An 18,775-nucleotide genomic window follows, 5' to 3' on the forward strand; every position below is an offset into this window, starting at 1 on the left:
ACTGGTCAGTGTGGGTGCCGTCACATCGCGGGCAGGTCTTTCTTAGGAAGTTCACGGCAAACGTTGAAGGACTTCCTCTGTTCGCAGCGCAGTCTCGAAGATGTCGGTTGAACTACCGCATAGGAGGAACGTCATGGCAACCATCGGGAATGTCGAGAGCAACGTCGTCGAACTCGCGCCGCGTCGTGCCCGCCACAACATGCGCGCTCTGGTGCTGGCCAAGCGCAGGCACCCGTCCTACATCGGCAACGTGGCGATGGCGCGTCCCGCGCCGGTGCCCGAGCACATCTGCCAGGTTCTGCCCTTCACGCGCTGAGCGGAATGGTCGCGGTGATTGTCGTTCCCGCGCCCGCAGTGCTGACCACGCCGAACTCGCCGGACAGTGCCTCCACCCGGTCTCTGAGACCGACCAGACCCGAACCGCCGCCCGCCACCGCGCCGCCGACGCCGTCGTCTGTCACCGACAGCCGAAGTCCGGCCTCGTCGGCGATCGCACAGACCGTCACCACCTCGGCTTCGGCGTATTTGGCCGCGTTGGTCAGCGACTCGGCCACCACGTAGTACGCCGCCACCTCCACCGACTCGGGCAGCCGGGCCTCGACATGCAATTCCAGCTCCACGGGGACCGGTGAGCGGCGCGCCAGCGTCCGGATCGCCGGGACCAGCCCGCCCTTGGACAGGATGGCCGGGTGCATACCCCGCGACAGCTCTTGCAGGTCCGCATACAACCCGGCCAGGCCGTCGACGATGGCCGACAGCTGCGCCCGGGCGGCACCGTCCGCGGCCGCCTCGGCCGCACGTAACTGCAGGCTGAGTGCGACGATGCGCTGCTGCGCGCCGTCGTGCAGATCCCGTTCGAATCCCCGTCGGGCCTGATCCGCGGCGGCGACGATGCGGGCCCGCGAGGCGGTGAGTTCGGCGCGGGTCTCCGCGTTGGCGATCGAGGTGGACACCAGGTCGGCGAAGTCGCGGATGTGTGCCTCGGCGTTGTCGGGGATGGCATCCGAGGCGGTCCAGGCCACGACGAGCGCACCCCGGGTCGCACCGTCCACGATGACGGGGGCGCCGGTACCGGAACGCATCCCGAGCCCGCTGAGCGCGGTGGCCACCTCGCCGGCCGCCGCGCGATAGTCGTCGATGCGCGCCGCCACGCCCGCGTTGCGGATGCGGGCACCGACATTGTCGCCGCTCAACGAGAACCGTTGTCCGACAACGAAAGCCCTCGGGTCACTCGCTGCCAGCACCATGGCCCGGTCGTCGGGCTCGTAGCGAAGCAGCGTGACGTGTTCGGCGCCGAGACTGTGCGCAAGCTCCGACACCGCGACGTCATAGACGTCCGACGGTGACGCGGCCCGCGCCACCAGGGTCGCCACCCGGCGCAATGCGGCCTGCTGGTCGGCCAGTGCGGTTGCCTCGCGGCGGCGCTGTTCGGCTTCCGCGGTCCGCAGACGGGCTTGTCCGACAAGCACATTGGTCACCAGCGCGAGGGTGAGGAAGACACTGACCGCCGGCGCCAGGGTGTCCTGGCCGTCCAGGTGGAAGTACACGTACACCAGGGCGCTGGCCAGCGACGTCGCCAGTGCCAGGCCGAACCCCCAGCCGGCCGACACCACCAGCACCCCGAGCAGGAACACCGCGCCGAACGCGTCGTCGGGGGCGACTCTCTTGAGCCACAGGAACAACAGCGTCTCGGCGGTGATGAACGCGGCCGCCACCACGACGCCCCAGCCCACAGGGCGTGCGGTCGGCCGCACGATCAGCGCCAACAGGCGCGACGGCCACGAATGCCAGTTCACTCCGGAGATGTTATTGCGGAAGTTCACAGAAACCTTTCCGGCTAGCGGTAATGCCTCACCGGCGGGGTGCTGCCAAGCTTGACCCATGTCCGGTTCCCCTGTGATGCGTGCGCTCATCGTCGATGACAGCGCCGCCTTCCGGGACGCGGCGACGACGATGCTGGCGCACGGCGGGATCACCGTGGTGGGCACCGCCACTGACGGCGCAGGCGCGCTGACGGCCAGCAGACGACTGGCGCCCGATGTGGCGCTCGTGGACGTCGACCTGGGCGCCGACAGCGGTTTCGACGTCGCCGAGCAACTCACCGACGTCCCGGTGATCCTGATCTCCACACACGACGAGCAGGATTTCGCCGATCTGATCGCCGCCAGCCCGGCGCGCGGCTTCCTACCGAAATTCGCGCTGTCGCCCGAGGCGATCCGGGGCCTGCTCGCCCGCTGAACTCAGAGCGAATCGAGGTAGACGATCACCGCGCGGACCCGCCGGTGATCGTCCCCGGTCTCCGGGAGATCCAGCTTCGTCAGGATGCTGCGCACGTGCTTTTCCACCGTGCCCTCCGTCACCCACAACCGACGGCCGATCCCGGCGTTGGACAGCCCCTCGGCCATCAGCGACAGCACCTCACGTTCCCGTGCGCTTAGCGCGGCCAGCGGGTCATTGCGCCGCCGCGCCGACACCAGTTCGGTGACCAGGGCCGGATCGATGACCGAGGCGCCGCCGGACACCCGGTTCAACGTGTCGACGAAATCGTCGACGTCGGTGACGCGCGTCTTGAGCAGGTAGCCGATGCCGCGTCCGCCCGAGAGCAGTTCGGTGGCGTGCTCGACGTCGATGTGCGCGGAGAGCACGACGATCCCGGTGTCGGGAAACTCGGCGCGGATGGTGCGCGCGGCGTCCAGCCCCTCGGTGCTGTGGGTGGGCGGCATCCGGATGTCGGTGAGCACCAACGCCGGTCGGTGTTCGCGCACCGCCGTCAGCAGCCCGTCCGCATCGCCGGCCTGCCCGGCGACCTCGAAACCGGATCGCTGCAGGAGGCTGGCGAGCCCCTCACGCAGCAGTACGTCATCGTCGGCGAGGACAACTCGAATGGGCACGCGACATTCTCGCATCCCGCCGGCCGTGGGGCACCGACGAAGGTCGCTATGGGGGTTAGCACTACCCGCTCATTGGCGGCCAGCTTCGCAGACACCGGTCCAGCTGCAGAGCAGGCTGAAGTCATCGAACAACCCAGCGAGGAGCCCGACATGACCGCATCACTGACCCGCAGTGCACACACCCTGTCCCTGCTCGACGGGGAGATCGTCGAAGAGAACGAGCTCGGTTCGATGCGCCGCGTCACCGCCGACAACCTGCCCATCTTGAAGGGCCTGTCCATCAAGCGCGTGCTGTTGAATCCGGGCGCCATGCGGACCCCGCACTGGCACGCCAACGCCAATGAGCTGACCTACTGTGTGGCCGGAACCGCGCTGGTGTCCGTGCTGGACGACGGAAGCAAGTTCTCCAGCTTCATCGTGACGGCGGGGCAGATGTTCCACGTCGAGTCCGGCTCGCTGCACCACATCGAGAACATCGGCACCGAGGTGTGCGAGTTCATCATCGCGTTCCGCGACGAACGCCCCGAGGATTTCGGCCTGGGCGCGACGTTCGGCGCCTTCACCGACGCGGTGCTCGGCAACACCTACGACCTGCCGGCGTCCGATATGGCCAAGATCCGCCGTACGACACATGACCGCAAGCTCGCCGCCCGCATCGGCGATCCCGAGATCCCAGCGAGCGCGTACTTCAACGACCCCCACAAGTTCGACATTGAAGGCCTGCCACCGGGATTGACGTACGCCTACGGCGACGCCCGCTTCGCCCGCGACCAGTTCTGGCCGGCGTTGAAGAACATCTCCATGTACTCCCTGCGCGTCACCGAGGACGGGATGCGCGAACCGCACTGGCACCCCGTGACCGCCGAGATGGGGTACGTCCAGCACGGCGACGCGCGGATGACGATCATGAATCCCGATGGGACGCTGGACACCTGGGCCATGACGACCGGCGACATGTACTTCATCCCGCGGGCCTACCCGCACCACATCGAGAACACGGGTCAAGACCCCTGGCACTTCCTGATCTTCTTCGATCAGCCGTTCCCCGCCGACATCGGCTACCGCGCCTCGGCCAGCGCGTACTCTCGCGAGGTGCTGGCAGCCGCGTTCGACACCCACATCGAGGACCTGCCGACCTTCCCGTTCACTCCCGCCGACCCGCTGATCGTCCGCAAGAGCAACCCGTTGGACGCCCTGGCATGACGTCGGTCGACCGCGTCGAAGGCCGCGACAAGGTGACCGGGGCGACGCGCTACACCGCGGACACCGCGGCGCCGGGCGTGACGTATGCGGCGCTGGTGCAATCCGAGGTCGCGCACGGCGAGGTGACCGGCGAATCGGTGGCCGTCGCAGCGGCGGCCGCGGCGGCGGCACCCGGGGTCCTGCACGTGCTGACCCCGCTGAACTGCCCGCCCCTGCAGGTGCTGCCGAAGGATCTGACCTGGGACCTGCCACTTGAGCGCCGGCCGCCCCTCTCGGACCTGACGGTGCAGTACGCCGGGCAGCACCTGGCGCTGGTGGTGGCCGACTCACCGGAGAACGCCGCGTACGCTGCCGCGCTGATGCGGTTCGAATATCGAAGTTCACCAGCACAATTGAGTGTGGATCAGGTGCTCGCCGAGCCGGTGCCCGCCGACGGGGCCGACGGGGTGGTCCGGCACGGCACCTACCGTCCCGACCACTTCGTCAAACTGGCGGAGGAGAAGCTGCAGGACCATCGCGGAACGGTCGACGAACCCGCCGGGGTGCGGGTCGCCGCGCGCTACACCACGGCCCGCAACACCCACTATCCGATCGAACTGTCGGCCACCATCGCCGAATGGGTGGGTGACGATCTGACCGTGCACGACAGCACCCGGTGGATCACCGGCGAACGCCGCGCCCTGGCTGCCTACCTCGGTATAGCGGAGCAACGCGTGCGGATCGTGTCCGAATTCGTGGGCGGTGCTTTCGGTTCCAAGAGCTTTCTGTGGATGCACGTGGTGTTGTGCGCCGTCGCCGCACGCGAAGTCGGGCGCCCGGTGAAACTCGTGCTGACCAGGAACCAGATGTTCACCTCGACCGGGCACCGGCCGCGCACCGACCAGCGACTGGCCCTGGTCGCCGAGCCCGACGGCACCCTGCTCAGCACCGAGCAACACACCCGCACCGAGACCTCCACGGTGGCCCACTTTTGCGAGCCGGTCGGCCTGTCGGCGCGGGGTCTCTACCACTCGCCCCGACTCGCAGTGTCACACGAGGTGGCCAGGATCAACGCGCCGACTCCGTGTTTCATGCGCGGCCCGGGCGAGGCGCCGGGACTGTTCGCGCTGGAAGTCGCGATGGACGAACTCGCGGCGGCACTCGGCCGTGATCCGGTGGCGCTGCGGCTGGCCAACGACGCTGACGTCGACCAGCCCAGCGGCAGAGCGTATTCGGGCAAACACCTGGCCGACTGCTACCGCCGCGGCGCACAGAGCTTCGGCTGGGCGAGCCGTCCCGCCGCACCACGGGCAATGCGCCGCAACGGAGTCCAGGTCGGATGGGGGATGGCCACCGCCACCTACCCGGGCCGCCGGATGCCGGCCGGTTGTTCCGTGCAGACCGGCGTCGACGGCGTGGTGCGCTTCGCGTCGGCCACCCACGAGATCGGCACCGGGGTGCGCACCGTCATGACGCAACTCGCCGCGGAGGGCTGCGGCCTGCCGCTCGGTCAGGTGCGCTTCTCGTCCGGTGACTCACGATTTCCGGATGCTCCCTACAGTGGTGCCTCGCAGACCACGGCGACCGTCGGGTCCGCGGTCCATGCGGCGGCACTCGAATGGCGCCACCGCCTGGCACAGCACTGCCCCGACTACGATGGCGACCCGGCCGGGCTGCCCGATGCCCTGCGCCGCGGCGGTGCTGAACTCCTTGCGGCACTGAGCTTCACGACCACGAGTCAAGGTGCCGACGAATCCGGCCCCGTCTCGCAGTCGTTCGGGGCGCACTTCTGCGAAGTGGAGGTCGACGAACAGATCGGCCGGGCCACCGTCACCCGCTGGACGGCCGTGCTGGACTGTGGCCGCGTGCTCAATCCGAAGCTGGCCACCAATCAGGTGATGGGCGGTGTCACCTTCGGCATCGGGATGGCGCTGCTGGAGCAGGTGCCGCACGACCCGCGCACCGCCCAGTTGATCGGCGAGTACTACGTGCCCACCCACGCCGATCGGCCGGAATTCGACATCCAATTCGTCGATGTGCCCGACTACGGGCTGGACCCTGTCGGGGTGCGCGGCATCGGCGAGATCGGCACCTGTGGGGTGCCGGCGGCCGTCGCCAACGCCATCTACCACGCGACCGGGAAACGGTTGCGGGATCTGCCGATCACGTGTGAGAACCTGATGCGGCCATTCGCCGAGGAGACCCCGTGAAGTTACGCGTGAACGGCACCATCACCGAGATGGACAACGATGTCCGGTCCACGCTGCTCGACGTGCTGCGGGAACGGCTCGGGCTGACCGGCACCAAGAAGGGCTGTGATCACGGACTGTGCGGCGCATGCACCGTGCACGTCGACGGTGAGCGGGTGCTGAGCTGCCTGACGCTGGCCGTGTCGATCGACGGTGCCGACGTCACCACGGTCGAGGGCCTGGCCGAGGGGGACAACCTGACACCGCTGCAGCAGGCCTTCATCGAGCACGACGGATTCCAGTGCGGCTACTGCACACCCGGCCAGCTGGCCTCTGCGCATGCCCTGGTGCGCGAGCACGCCAGAGGAGACCTGTGTGCCAGCACCTTCGACGGCTCGCGCTCCGACGTCGTCGATGGCCCACCATGTCTGTCGCGCAACGAGATCCGTGAACGAATGGCGGGAAACATCTGCCGGTGCGGTGCCTACGCCAACATCGTGGCGGCCATCTCCGCGGTGGCCGGGGACGCGCCGTGAAGCCCTTCGAATTCCGGCACGCGGCAAGCGTGTCCGACGCGATCGATGCCGCCGCCGCGGGCGCGCGCTACTTCGCCGGTGGCACGAATCTGTTGGACCTGATGAAGACGGGCGTGGAAGCACCGCCCGCGCTGATCGACATCGGCCGGATCGGCTTGGACCGCATCGAGCCCACCGCAGCCGGCGGGGTGCTGATCGGGGCCGCGGCGAGTAACAGTGCGGTGGCCAATCACCGGCTGATCCGGGCCCGCTATCCGGTGCTGTCGCAGGCCATCCTCTCCGGTGCCACCACCCAGCTCCGCAACATGGCCACCGCCGGCGGCAATCTGATGCAGCGGACCCGATGCCCGTACTTCATGGACCCGGCGTTCGGACAGTGCAACAAGCGCGCCCCGGGGTCGGGATGTGCCGCGTTGGGCGGCTTCAACCGAGAGCATGCGCTGTTCAGCACAGACGATCGGTGCGTGGCCGTGCACCCCTCGGATATGGCCGTCGCCCTGGCCGCGCTGGACGCCGCCGTGCACGTGCAAGGTCCGGCGGGCGCGCGCCTCATCCCGATCGCCGACTTCTACACCGGAGCCCGTCCGGAGCGGGACAACACCGTGGCCCTCGGTGAACTGATCACCGGGATCGAGTTACCACCAACGTCTTTCGCGGAGAACAGCTGGTATTTGAAGGTGCGCGACCGGCACAGCTATGCGTTCGCACTGGTGTCGGTGGCGGCCGGCGTGGAACTGGCCGACGGGGTGATCGCCTCGGCGGCGGTCGCGCTCGGCGGCGTCGCCGCGCTGCCCTGGCGGGTGGCGGCGGCCGAGGACGCGCTCGTCGGCCGCCGTCCCGGGGACGCGGTGTTCCGGCGCGCCGCCGAATTGTTGATGGCCGGGGCCACGCCGCTGAGCCAGAACGGATTCAAGATCGATCTCGGTAAACACAGTGTTGTGCGCGCGCTACAGCGTGCATGCGGGATGAACCCGGAGTGAATGCCGGGAGAACTGTGCAATTCGGTGGTGGCGCTCTCCCGCGCGACCCGAGAAACTGAACGCGTGACCACCTCGACTTCGCTCGTCGCTCGAATCCTGGACTGGCTGCGCGCCGGGTATCCCGAGGGCGTGCCCGGTACCGACCGGGTGCCGCTGCTCGCGCTGCTGCGCAACACCCCGCTGACCGAAGATCAGGTCAAAGAGGTCGTCGCCCACATCACCGCCGCGGGCTCGCCTGCGCTGGCCGACGGCGAGATCGCCCGCGACGAGATCGAAACCTTCATCGCCGAGGTCACCCACCACGACGCCGGCCCCGAGAACGTCCGTCGCGTCGCCGCCAAACTCGCGGCCGCCGGCTGGCCGCTGTCCGGCGTCGAGGACATCGAGAACTAGACCGGGTGGACCGGGCAGGTCGCCGACCCGCCCGCCCTACCGTCGACGGGCACCTGCCGGATGGCCCGTGCCGTGATCCGGCCACCGCGGTGCGGGGTCAGGATGACGTGCTTGACGCGCTGGCGTTCACCAGGGGCGGTCGTCGTGTCCAGTTCCACGCGTTTGAGCACCTCGCGCAGCACCACCCGCATCTCCGTCATCGCAAAAGTGGCGCCCAGGCAGCGGCGGTTCCCGCCGCCGAACGGCAGCCACACGGTGGGGCCGGGGGTCGCGCCCACCATCCGATCCGGGTCGAAACGGTCGGGGTCCGGATACCGGCCGGCGTCGGCGTGCACCAGGCCGATCCCCGGCGCCACCATCACCCCGGCGGGTAGTCGGTATCCGGCGATGCCGACCGGTTCGGTGAGCACCCTCCCGACATCGAACACCACCGGACGGATACGCAGCGTCTCCTTGGCAACCGCGTCGAGGTAGTCGTCGTCGCCGGTCTCGGCGGCGCGGACGGCCCTCGACAGGACGGCGGGATGGCGGGTCAGCCGCTCCAGCGCCCAGGACAATGCGGTGGCGGTCGTGTCGTGGCCGGCCAGCAGCAGGGTCATCAACTGGTCCCGCAGCTCATGGTCGGTCATTGCACGTCCACCGTCGTCTGCGGCGCGAACGAGCAGGGCCAAGGCATCGGTGCGTTCGGCCAGCGCGGGATCGCTGCGCCGGTCGGCGATCTCGGCATAGAGAAGCCGGTCGACGGCGGAGATCCGGTCCCGCACCCCCTGCCAGGGCCTGCGTTGTTGCAGCCGGCTGTCGGCGATCGACAAGCTGTCGAAGGTGGTGAGGCTCAGCAGGCGCGGCAGCACCGCACGCAACTGGGCGAGCCGAGCCGGGTCGCTGGCGCCGACCACGGTGCGCAGGATGACCTCAAGGGTGATCGCCGACATCCGGGGCGCCACGGCGAAGCTGCGGCCCACCGGCCAGCCGGCGATGGATTCGGCGGCGATCTCGGCCATGGCGGTGGCCTGGCGCTCCACGGCCGCACGGGTGAACGGTGCCAGCATCAGGCGGCGCCGGTCGGCGTGTACGTCGTCGTCGACGACGAGCACCGAACTGTCGCCGAGCAGACCACTGAGCATCGAATTCGCTTCGCCGGCATGGAAAATGCTCGGGCTGCCGGCGAACACCTCTTTGATGTCCGCGGGGTCGGCCAGATATACGACAGTGCCCAGCGAGGTCACCCGCAGCGTGAACACATCGCCGTAACGGCGGTGACAGGCCGCGACGAACCGGGGCCAGTAGCGCAGGAACAAGGCCGCTTGCACAACCGGGGGCAGGCGCGGTCCGGGCGGCAGGGCAGACGTGATGCCGGTCACGCTGTCATCGTAGCGCCGACGGAAGCTAGGGCCCCGGGCTGCCGCACCTCTTGTTAGGGTTACCTAACTTGATGGGGGGCGTGCCATGGCGTTCATCGGAATCGGCGCGGCCGCTCGCAGATTCGGTCTCGCCGAATCGGCGTTGCGGTACTGGGAGCGGCGGGGCCTGTTGCACCCGGTCCAGCTCGGCTCCGGTTGGCGCCGGTACGGCCCCGAGGAACTGCACCGGATCGGACTGATCCAGATGTGGCGCGAGACCGGGATGATGAGCCTGGACGAGATCGCGACGATCCTGACGGCCCACAACCACGAGTGGCGCACGGCCGACAGCGGCCGCGGGTTCGCCCCGGAGCGTGCAGCTCGTTGACGTAGGACGCGTCGATGACCTCGATCTCCGGGGTCACGTCGTGCTCGGCGCAGAAGTCCAGCATCTCCTGGGTCTCCGGGATGCCGCCGATCATCGAACCCGAGATGCTGCGGCGTCCGCCGGCCAACGGGAACGCGGGCACCTCGAGTGGATGCTCCGGGATGCCGAGCTCGACGAGCGTGCCGTTCACCTTGAGCAGGCCCAGGTAGTCGCCCATCGGAAGGTTCGCCGACACGGTATTGAGGATCAGGTCGAACTTGCCCGCCAGCTTGGTGAAGGTGTCCGGGTCGGCGGTCGCGTAGTACTCGTCGGCGCCCAGCCGTAGGCCGTCTTCCATCTTCTTCAGCGACTGGCTCAGCACCGTGACGTGCGCGCCCATCGCATGAGCAAGCTTGACGCCCATGTGGCCCAGACCGCCGAGGCCGATCACGGCCACCTCTTTGCCGGGGCCGGCGTTCCAGTGCTTCAGCGGCGAGAACAGGGTGATGCCAGCGCAGAGCAGGGGAGCGGCCTTGTCCAGCGGGATGGAATCCGGGACGCGCAGCACGTAGTTCTCGTCGACGACGATGGCGGTGCTGTAGCCGCCGTAAGTGGGGCTGCCGTCGCGCTCGGTGGAGTTGTAGGTGCCGTGCATGCCGTAGTCGCCGGTGCAGTACTGCTGCAGGCCTTCCTTGCAGTTGTCGCACTCGCGGCAGGAGTCGATAAAGCAGCCGACGCCGACGTGATCGCCGACCTTGTACTTCGTGACATCGGAGCCGACCTCGGTGACGACGCCCGCGATCTCGTGACCCGGCACGACGGGGTAGTTCGGCGTACCCCATTCGGCTTTGACGGTGTGGATGTCGCTATGACAGATGCCCGCGAACTTGATGTCGAAGGCCACGTCGTGCGGCCCTACGGCGCGGCGCTCGACGGTCGTCTTGGTCAGGTGGCCGGACGCCTCGTTGGCGGCGTAGGCGGAAACGGTGGTGGTCATGGTGTGGTGATCCTCTTCCTCGACATGCCTCTTTGAATGCGCAATAAGCGCCTCCGCTCAACGCTAGCGAAGGAAACCGAACATGGCTCGGCAGCGGGCGCGACTTTGCACCGCCGGTTGTTCCAACAGCGACCTGGTCCGGTCTAGTCCCGGTTCTTGCTGTGAATCGGGTTATAGGCCGGGTGCCCGGAAGCCGGCGGTGAAACTCACCCGGTCGTAGCGGGCCACACGCGCCTGCGTGTACGGGTCGGCGGCGGCCACGGCGTCGGCCTCGTCGGCGGACATGTCGCCGGCGATGAGGACTGCTCCCTGCGTTTCCGTCCTGCCCGCCAGAAGGATGCGGCCCGCGGCCACCTCCTCGGCCAGCCATGCCAGGTGCGCCGGCCGGGTCTGATCGACGACGTCGTCGGGCTGCAGGTACGTCAGGCTCAGAACGTGAAACACGCCGCGAGAATATCCGGGCAGCGGTGTCACCGCACAGTCACATGTGTTGCACGGCGTTAACACGCGGCGGCGATCGGTTACGCCGCCGCAACCACAGCGCCCGCGCCGCCCGCCAAACTGTCGATTGACAGAAATGAACGGCGACGTGGGGGAGTCCGTTGAGCAGCGATGCCGGCACGGTGCTGATAGCCAACCGGGGCGAGATCGCGGTCCGGTTGATCCGGGCTGCCCGCGCACTGGATCTGCGCACCGTCGCGGTGTTCTCCGATGCCGACCGGGCGGCGCCGCACGTGCGGCTGGCCGATACCGCGATCCGGCTGGGCCCGGCGGCACCGTCGGAAAGCTATCTGAGGGTGGACGCGCTCCTCGACGCCGCGCGGGCCACCGCTGCCGGCATGATTCACCCCGGCTACGGATTCCTGTCCGAGGACGCCGAATTCGCCACTGCCGTCGAACAATCCGGGCTGGTGTTCGTCGGTCCTACCCCCGAACAATTGAGGGTCTTCGGGGTCAAACACACCGCCCGCGCGGCAGCGGTGGCCGCCGGTGTCCCTGTCTTTCCCGGTTCGGGCCTGCTGGACGACGTGGCCGCCGCACTCGCCGCCGCATCCGACATCGGTTACCCGGTGATGCTCAAGGCCACCGGCGGTGGCGGTGGCATCGGTATGCAGGTCTGCCGCGATGCCGCCGAACTGCGAACCGCCTACGACCAGGTGTCCCGGCTGGCGGGACGTAGCTTCGCGGCGGCCGGCGTGTTCGTCGAGCGGTTCGTGGCCGATGCCCGCCATGTCGAGGTGCAGATCTTCGGTGACGGAGCCGGGCGGGTGGTGTCCCTCGGGGACCGCGACTGTTCCCTGCAGCGCCGCAACCAAAAGGTGATCGAGGAGGCGCCGGCCCCCGACCTGCCCGATGAGCTACGGGCGCAATTGCATTCGTCGTCGCGTGCGCTCACCGCGGCGGTGTCCTACCGGTCGGCGGGCACCGTGGAATTCATCTACGATCCGCGCCGCAGGGAAGCCTCCTTCCTGGAGGTCAACGCGCGGCTGCAGGTCGAACACCCGGTCACCGAGGCCGTCACCGGAATCGACTTGGCGGCGTGGATGTTCCGGCTGGCGCGCGGGGAACGCGACCTGCTCGACGGCCTGGCCCCTGCGTTGCCGACCACCGGCCACGCCGTCGAGGCGCGCATCTACGCCGAGGATCCGTCCCGCGAATACCGCCCCAGCACCGGCACGCTCACCGAGGTCACCTTCCCGACCGATGTCCGGGTGGACACCTGGGTGGAACGGGGGTCCGAGGTGTCGGCGTCCTATGATCCGTTGCTGGCCAAGATCATCGGTGCGGCACCCGACCGCGACACGGCCCTCGATGCGCTCGACGCGGCCCTGGCCGGCACCGTGCTGCACGGTATCGAGGTCAACATCGGCCTGCTGCGGGCCGCGCTCGGGCACGACGACGTGCGGGCGGCCCGGCACACCACCGCGACGCTGGCCGCCGTGGTGGATCCGCGCCCGCGGATCACCGTCGAGCGCCCCGGGTTGCTGACCACCGTGCAGGACCTGCCCGGTCGGGTGGGCCGCTGGGATGTCGGCGTCCCGCCCAGCGGTCCGATGGACGACCTGTCCTTCCGGCTCGGGAACCGCGCACTGGGTAACGACGGTGGTGCTCCCGGATTGGAGTGCACCGCAACCGGGCCCGCCCTGCGCTTCAGCCAGGCCGCGACTGTGTGCGTCACCGGTGCGTACTGCCTGGTCACCGTCGACGGCGTGCCCGCCCCGATGTGGGAGCCCATCGACATCGCCGCCGGCGGCCTGCTCGACATCGGTGCCGCCGAGGTCGCCGGTCTGCGCACCTACGTGCTGTTCGCCGGTGGGCTGGACGTTCCGCGCTACCTCGGCAGTGCGTCGACCTTCACGCTCGGACGTTTCGGTGGCCACGGCGGCCGTCAGTTGGTCACCGGCGATGTGCTGCGAGCCGTCCCCCCGGCCGACGAGGTGCCGGCCGCGCCGGTGCCCGCCGAACTGCGCCCGGCGATGCCCACCGAGTGGGAACTCGCCGTCACCGAAGGTCCGCACGCCGCACCGGAATTCTTCACCCGGGCCGATATGGACACCCTCTACGCCGCCCGCTACCGGGTGCACTTCAACTCGGCGCGCACCGGGGTGCGGCTGGAAGGGCCCACCCCGCAGTGGGCGCGTGCCGACGGCGGCGAGGCCGGGTTGCATCCGTCCAACATCCACGACACCGCCTATTCGGTCGGCGCGCTGGACTTCACCGGCGACACCCCGATCCTGCTCGGCCCCGACGGCCCCAGCCTGGGTGGCTTCGTCTGCCCCGTGACGGTCATCTCGGCGCAGCGGTGGAAACTCGGGCAGCTGCGCCCGGGTGACACGGTGCGGTTCGTGTCGGTGCGGGCGCAGGACGCACCGTCGCGCGGCGATCTCGGAAGCTCGCGCAGCGCAACGCTTCCCGCCGGCGGCGACGGGGATGACGGCGTGCTCGCACGGCACGCGGCGCTGGGCGCCCCTGTCGTGGTGTATCGCCGCAGCGGTGATGACAACGTGCTGGTGGAGTACGGCGACATGGTGCTCGACCTCGGGTTGCGGGCTCGGGTGCACGCCTTGCACGGTCGGCTGGCAGACGCGGTGCGCGGCGGATCGGTGACCGGAATCGTCGATCTGACACCGGGAATCCGTTCCCTGCAGGTCCATGTCGACCCCGACGTGCTGCCGATCACCACGCTGCTCGGGCTGCTGCGCGACCTGGAGGACGACCTGCCGGCGAGCACCGAACTGGTGGTGCCCAGCCGCTCCGTGCGGCTCCCGTTGAGCTGGGACGACCCCGCCACCCGGGAGGCGATCGCCCGGTACATGTCGGGTGTGCGCGACGACGCGCCCTGGTGTCCGTCCAACATCGAGTTCATCCGCCGGGTGAACGGTCTGGGTTCACACGCCGACGTGATGGACATCGTGTTCGCCGCGGAGTACCTGACGCTCGGTCTGGGCGACGTGTATCTCGGTGCGCCGGTGGCTACTCCGCTCGATCCGCGGCATCGGCTGGTGACCACCAAGTACAACCCCGCCCGCACCTGGACCGCGGAGAACTCCGTCGGCATCGGCGGGGCCTACCTGTGCATCTATGGCATGGAGGGACCGGGTGGCTATCAGTTCGTCGGGCGTACCACGCAGGTGTGGAACCGTTTTCCCCGCAGATCCGATGAAAACCCTTGGCTTCTACGCTTTTTCGACCGCATTTCGTGGTATCCGGTGTCGCCGGAGGAACTGATGGACTTGCGGGCCGACGTCGCCGCGGGCCGCGGCACCGTCGACATCACCCCCGGCACGTTCTCGCTGGCCGAGCACGAACGTTTTCTCGCCGACAACGCCGACTCGATCGAGCGGTTCCGGTCGCTCCAGACCGCGGCATTCGCGGGCGAACGTGCGGCCTGGGCAGCCGCAGGCGAATTCGACCGGGCCGAGCGAGCCCAGGCGCATGCCACGCCCACCGCCGATGACCTGGTGCTCGACGACGACGCGCACCGGGTCGACGCCCCGTTCTCATCGAGTGTGTGGAAAGTCGATGTCGCGGTGGGGGAGCGGGTCATCGCCGGCCAGGCGCTGCTCGCACTGGAGGCCATGAAGATGGAGACCGTGCTCACCGCGCCGTCCGACGGTGTCGTCACCCACGTGCTGGTGCAGGCGGGACACCAGGTGGAACCCGGAACCCCGCTGGTGGTCGTCGGTCAGCTCGCAGGGTGATCCGCGACGACCCGCCGGCTGCGTTCCCGCAGTTCGGGTGTCGTCGGATCGCCGAGCACCCGCAGGCAGGCGTCGGCGACATGCACCGGCAGCTCCGAGCGTTGCGGGCCCGCCGGGACCGACCACATGTTGACCAGCGACTCGACCAGCCGGAACGGCAGGTCGGCGGCCGCGGGATGCACCCCGGTACGGTCCACCACCGCCCGGCTCAGCGCCAGGTAGTGCAGGCGCAGACGTTCACGGTCCGACCAGAACGGTTCCAGCCGGGCGTCGCGCAGTTCCGGCAGGAGATACAGGGCGCCCAGATTCCAGCTGCCACTGAGCAGTTGGTCACCGTCGAACGCGGCCAGCGCGTGCAGATGCTCGGCGGCCGTCAGTGCGGGGCCGGCCCCGAGCAGGACCGGAATGAACGACAACGTGGGCGTGACCGTCTGACTCAGCAGGGCGCACAGGATGTCGTCCTTGGTCTTGAAGTAGTGATACAGCGAGGCCTGCCGGATGCCCACCGACTCGGCGATGCTTCGGGTCGACGTGCCCGCGTAGCCCATGGTGGTGAACAATTCGCCTGCCGCATCGAGTATTTCGTCACGGGCCGTCATCCCTGGGCGCCGCTGCGTCTGCAGACGGGGTCGGCCGGCGCGGGTGAGCGACATGGTCCCATCGTGACCCATGGCAGGCCCGATCGGTACGCCGCGCCGTATCTGTCACATGACAGAAACGCGCGATACACCTCGGTTACCTGGCGCCCGGAATTGGTTACGCCAGCGACACCCATCGAGGGCGGCGGCCGTGAAAACTGTCAACTGACAGGCCAGTGATGGCACCGCTGACAGATCGGGAGGATGCGCGCATGGGCAATGTCGTTTCCGCGGTCGAGCCGCAGGTGCTCCCCGACTCGCCATCGAACTCCGCCCCCGTCGCCGACATTCGCGACCTGCACGTCACGTTCCGCCGCAACGGCCAGGATGTGCACGCGTTGCGCGGGGTCGACCTGACGGTCGTCCCGGGCGAGATCCTCGGGCTGGTGGGCGAATCGGGCTCGGGCAAAAGTGTGCTCGGTTTCGGCATGCTCGGACTGCTGCCCCGCCAGGCCCGCATCGACGGCACCATCACGGTTACCGGAGCCGACATGGTGCACGGCACCGCCAAGGACCTGCGCAAGGTCCGCCGCCTCGACCTGGGCGCGGTGTTCCAGGATCCGATGACCTCGTTGAACCCCACCATGCGGATCGGCAAGCAGGTCGCCGAGGCCGCGGGCGGTACCGACCAAGCGCTGCGATTGCTGACGGCGGTGGGCATCCCGGACCCGGCCCGGCGGATGCGGTCCTATCCGCATGAACTCTCCGGAGGTCTGCGCCAGCGGGTGATGATCGCCATCGCCATCGCCGGTGACCCCGAGCTGATCGTCGCCGACGAACCCACCACCGCGCTCGACGTCACGGTGCAGGCTCAGGTGCTGACCCTGCTGCAGGGGCTGCGCGACCAGATCGGTTGCAGCATCGTCTTCATCACCCACGACCTCGGGGTGGCCGCGCAGATCTCGGACCGGATCGCGGTGCTCTACGCGGGTCGCATCGCCGAGATCGGGCCCACCGCAGACGTACTCCAGACGCCCGCCCACCCCTACACCCGCGGGCTGTTGCGCTCCAGGCTGACGTTGCAGACCGCGCGCGGCCGGCGGCTGGCGGCTTTACCCGGCTCGGTGCCCAGCCCGCTGACACCGCTGCCGGGATGCGCGTTCGTCCCCCGCTGCGACCTCGCCACCGACGACTGCACGAAGTCACTGCCGGAGCCGACCTCCGTGGGGCCCGCCCGGGTGAGCGCCTGTCTGTTGCCCGCAGGACAGATCGACGGGACCGAGGAGTCCGCCGCCGGCGGGGAAACCGCTGCCGAACAGACGATCTCGGCCCCGGTGACCGACCGGCCGCCGTCGATCGAACTGGCCGATGTCATCAAGACCTTCACGGTGGCCAGGCGCGGCAAGCTGCAGGCGCTGCGCGGAGTGACCCTGCGCGTCGGGCACGGCGAATCGGTGGCACTGGTGGGGGAGAGCGGCTCGGGAAAGTCCACCCTGCTACGGGTGATCGCGGGTCTGGAGAAGGCGACCTCCGGCACGGTGAAACTGACGGGCGACCAAGGCCCGCAGATGGTGTTCCAGGACGCGGGCGCGTCGCTGACCCCGTGGCTGTCGGTCGGTGAACTCATCGCCGAGCGGCTGCGCGGGACGAAGATCTCCCGCGCCCAGCGCCGCGCTGCCGTCATCGATGTCCTCGAGCGGGTCGGGCTGCCCGCCGAGGTGGCGAAGTCGCGCGCCGGTCAACTCTCCGGTGGTCAGCGCCAACGGGTTTCGCTGGCACGCGCCACCGTGGTGCCGCCGCCGGTGCTGTTGTGCGACGAGCCGACCAGCGCGCTGGACGTATCGCTGGCCGCCTCGGTACTGAACCTGATCGGTGACCTCCGCCGCAGCCTGGACATGTCCGTCGTGTTCGTGACGCACGATCTCTCGGTGGCCCGCGTGGTCGCCGACCGCATCGCGGTGATGTATCTGGGCCGGATCGTCGAAGTGGGTCCGGCCGAACAGGTGATCGGCGATCCCGCCCATCCCTACACCCGGGCCTTGGTCGACTCGATTCCCGACCTCGGGCGCGAATCCCTGGTGTTGCCCGGTGAACCCGCCAGCCCGCTGTCGCCGCCGACCGGTTGCGCATTCCATCCACGCTGCCCGATATCCGTCGACGCCTGCGGCGGTGACGAACTCGACGTCCGGTTGGAGGGGTTTCCCGGCCACCCCCACCAGGTCGCCTGCATCGAACGGAAGGCGGTCTGATGGCGGTGGCGATCTCCGCGCCCACCCTGGTCCGAGGCGACGCACGGTGGCGGCCTGCCCTGCCGCAGTCCCGGTCGACGATCGTCAACTGGGCCGGCTTCGCCCTGGTGATCCTGGTGACCCTGCTCGTCATCGCCGTGCCGCTGCTCGCGCCGCACGACCCACTGACACCGGTGGGGATACCGCTGCAGGCGCCGGGCAAGAACGGCTTCCTGCTCGGCACGGACAGCGTGGGACGCGACATCCTGTCCCGCGTGCTCTACGGCGCGCGGTCCAGCTGGTTCGCCGCGCTGGCCGTGGTGGCACTGGGCCTGCTGATCGGCGGACTCGTCGGCCTCATCGCCGGCGCCACCGGCGGATGGGTCGACACGACGCTCATGCGCATCACCGATGGCTTCCTGTCGCTACCCGCACCGGTACTGGCGATCGCGGTGGTGGCCGCGCTCGGCCCGGGTTTCCTGCACACGCTGATCGCCGTGTCCATCGTCTGGTGGCCGTTCTATGCCCGGCTGGTCCGCGGCGAGGTGGTCCGGCTGGCCGCGAGGCCACACGTCGAAGCGGCGAAACTGGCCGGTGTCAGCCGATTCCGGCTCGCCGGCCGGCACCTGCTGCCCGGCGCACTGCCCAACTCGCTCGTCGCCGCCAGCCTTGACATCGGGACGCTGATCCTCACCCTGGCCGCGCTGTCGTTCCTCGGCCTCGGGCAGGCCGCGCCCGCCCCCGAACTGGGTGCCGACTCGGCGCGCAACCTCAGTTACTTCCTGCAGCAGTGGTGGATTCCGGTAATGCCCGGCCTCGGTGTCCTGGTGCTGGCGCTGATCGCCAACATCGCCGGCGACTGTCTGCGCAATCTGATGAAGACGGAGTGACA

General features: G+C 69.1%; 16 protein-coding genes and 1 pseudogene. 11 read left to right on the plus strand and 6 right to left on the minus strand.

The window, feature by feature from the left end:
• The first annotated feature begins 133 nt into the window (after positions 1-133).
• On the plus strand, positions 134-316 hold the full coding sequence (locus AC1DY7_RS18400; protein WP_477495140.1) for a hypothetical protein: 183 nt from the start codon (positions 134-136) through the stop codon (positions 314-316).
• Here the strand turns inward: AC1DY7_RS18400 and AC1DY7_RS18405 are convergent.
• On the minus strand, positions 306-1,823 hold the full coding sequence (locus tag AC1DY7_RS18405; RefSeq protein WP_477495141.1) for a GAF domain-containing sensor histidine kinase: 1,518 nt from the start codon (positions 1,821-1,823) through the stop codon (positions 306-308). The genes AC1DY7_RS18400 and AC1DY7_RS18405 overlap by 11 nt on opposite strands.
• Positions 1,824-1,899: 76 nt before the next feature.
• Here AC1DY7_RS18405 and AC1DY7_RS18410 point away from each other — a divergent pair, with 76 nt between their 5' ends.
• On the plus strand, positions 1,900-2,238 hold the full coding sequence (locus AC1DY7_RS18410; protein WP_477495268.1) for a response regulator: 339 nt from the start codon (positions 1,900-1,902) through the stop codon (positions 2,236-2,238).
• 2 nt (positions 2,239-2,240) lie between these two features.
• Here the strand turns inward: AC1DY7_RS18410 and AC1DY7_RS18415 are convergent, their stop codons facing one another.
• Positions 2,241-2,906, minus strand: a complete 666-nt coding sequence (locus tag AC1DY7_RS18415; RefSeq protein ID WP_477495142.1) for a response regulator — start codon at positions 2,904-2,906, stop codon at positions 2,241-2,243.
• A gap of 135 nt (positions 2,907-3,041) precedes the next feature.
• On the opposite strand from AC1DY7_RS18415, the gene AC1DY7_RS18420 reads away from it, so the two are divergent.
• From AC1DY7_RS18420 to AC1DY7_RS18440, 5 genes are all read left to right on the plus strand, one after another.
• The gene (locus tag AC1DY7_RS18420) at positions 3,042-4,094 is read left to right on the plus strand and encodes a cupin domain-containing protein (RefSeq protein ID WP_477495143.1); all 1,053 of its coding nucleotides are present in this window, start codon (positions 3,042-3,044) and stop codon (positions 4,092-4,094) included.
• Positions 4,091-6,283, plus strand: coding sequence for a xanthine dehydrogenase family protein molybdopterin-binding subunit (locus tag AC1DY7_RS18425; protein WP_477495144.1), 2,193 nt, complete (start codon positions 4,091-4,093; stop codon positions 6,281-6,283). The genes AC1DY7_RS18420 and AC1DY7_RS18425 overlap by 4 nt, the downstream gene beginning before the upstream one ends.
• Before the next feature lie 29 nt (positions 6,284-6,312).
• Positions 6,313-6,798 (plus strand): (2Fe-2S)-binding protein, encoded by a 486-nt coding sequence (locus AC1DY7_RS18430; RefSeq protein ID WP_477495269.1) that lies wholly within the window; start codon positions 6,313-6,315, stop codon positions 6,796-6,798.
• Positions 6,795-7,778: an FAD binding domain-containing protein gene (locus AC1DY7_RS18435; protein WP_477495145.1), complete on the plus strand. Its 984-nt coding sequence runs from the start codon at positions 6,795-6,797 to the stop codon at positions 7,776-7,778. The genes AC1DY7_RS18430 and AC1DY7_RS18435 overlap by 4 nt, the downstream gene beginning before the upstream one ends.
• Positions 7,779-7,841: 63 nt before the next feature.
• A complete protein-coding gene (locus AC1DY7_RS18440) occupies positions 7,842-8,171 on the plus strand; it encodes a DUF3349 domain-containing protein (protein WP_477495146.1) in 330 nt (109 codons plus the stop codon).
• On the opposite strand, the gene AC1DY7_RS18445 is transcribed toward AC1DY7_RS18440, so the two are convergent.
• The gene (locus tag AC1DY7_RS18445; RefSeq protein ID WP_477495147.1) at positions 8,168-9,532 is read right to left on the minus strand and encodes a cytochrome P450; all 1,365 of its coding nucleotides are present in this window, start codon (positions 9,530-9,532) and stop codon (positions 8,168-8,170) included. The two genes, AC1DY7_RS18440 and AC1DY7_RS18445, sit on opposite strands and share 4 nt — an antisense overlap.
• Positions 9,533-9,617: 85 nt before the next feature.
• Here AC1DY7_RS18445 and AC1DY7_RS18450 point away from each other — a divergent pair, with 85 nt between their 5' ends.
• The gene (locus tag AC1DY7_RS18450; RefSeq protein WP_477495270.1) at positions 9,618-9,899 is read left to right on the plus strand and encodes a MerR family transcriptional regulator; all 282 of its coding nucleotides are present in this window, start codon (positions 9,618-9,620) and stop codon (positions 9,897-9,899) included.
• On the opposite strand, the pseudogene AC1DY7_RS18455 reads toward AC1DY7_RS18450, so the two are convergent.
• Positions 9,886-10,875 (minus strand): annotated as a pseudogene (locus AC1DY7_RS18455) (NAD(P)-dependent alcohol dehydrogenase); the annotation flags it as partial. The gene AC1DY7_RS18450 and the pseudogene AC1DY7_RS18455 overlap by 14 nt on opposite strands.
• A gap of 171 nt (positions 10,876-11,046) precedes the next feature.
• Positions 11,047-11,319, minus strand: coding sequence for a YciI family protein (locus AC1DY7_RS18460; protein ID WP_477495148.1), 273 nt, complete (start codon positions 11,317-11,319; stop codon positions 11,047-11,049).
• A gap of 158 nt (positions 11,320-11,477) precedes the next feature.
• On the opposite strand from AC1DY7_RS18460, the gene uca reads away from it, so the two are divergent.
• A complete protein-coding gene (gene uca / locus AC1DY7_RS18465; RefSeq protein ID WP_477495149.1) occupies positions 11,478-15,077 on the plus strand; it encodes an urea carboxylase in 3,600 nt (1,199 codons plus the stop codon).
• Here the strand turns inward: uca and AC1DY7_RS18470 are convergent.
• Positions 15,062-15,730, minus strand: coding sequence for a TetR/AcrR family transcriptional regulator (locus AC1DY7_RS18470; RefSeq protein WP_477495150.1), 669 nt, complete (start codon positions 15,728-15,730; stop codon positions 15,062-15,064). The two genes, uca and AC1DY7_RS18470, sit on opposite strands and share 16 nt — an antisense overlap.
• Before the next feature lie 197 nt (positions 15,731-15,927).
• On the opposite strand from AC1DY7_RS18470, the gene AC1DY7_RS18475 reads away from it, so the two are divergent.
• Together AC1DY7_RS18475 and AC1DY7_RS18480 are read left to right on the plus strand one after the other, a co-directional pair.
• Positions 15,928-17,904, plus strand: coding sequence for a dipeptide ABC transporter ATP-binding protein (locus tag AC1DY7_RS18475; RefSeq protein ID WP_477495151.1), 1,977 nt, complete (start codon positions 15,928-15,930; stop codon positions 17,902-17,904).
• On the plus strand, positions 17,904-18,773 hold the full coding sequence (locus AC1DY7_RS18480; RefSeq protein ID WP_477495152.1) for an ABC transporter permease: 870 nt from the start codon (positions 17,904-17,906) through the stop codon (positions 18,771-18,773). Before AC1DY7_RS18475 ends, AC1DY7_RS18480 begins: the two co-directional genes overlap by 1 nt.
• Positions 18,774-18,775: the final 2 nt, after the last annotated feature.

The sequence above is a fragment of the Mycobacterium sp. P2_H7 genome (assembly GCF_056403275.1).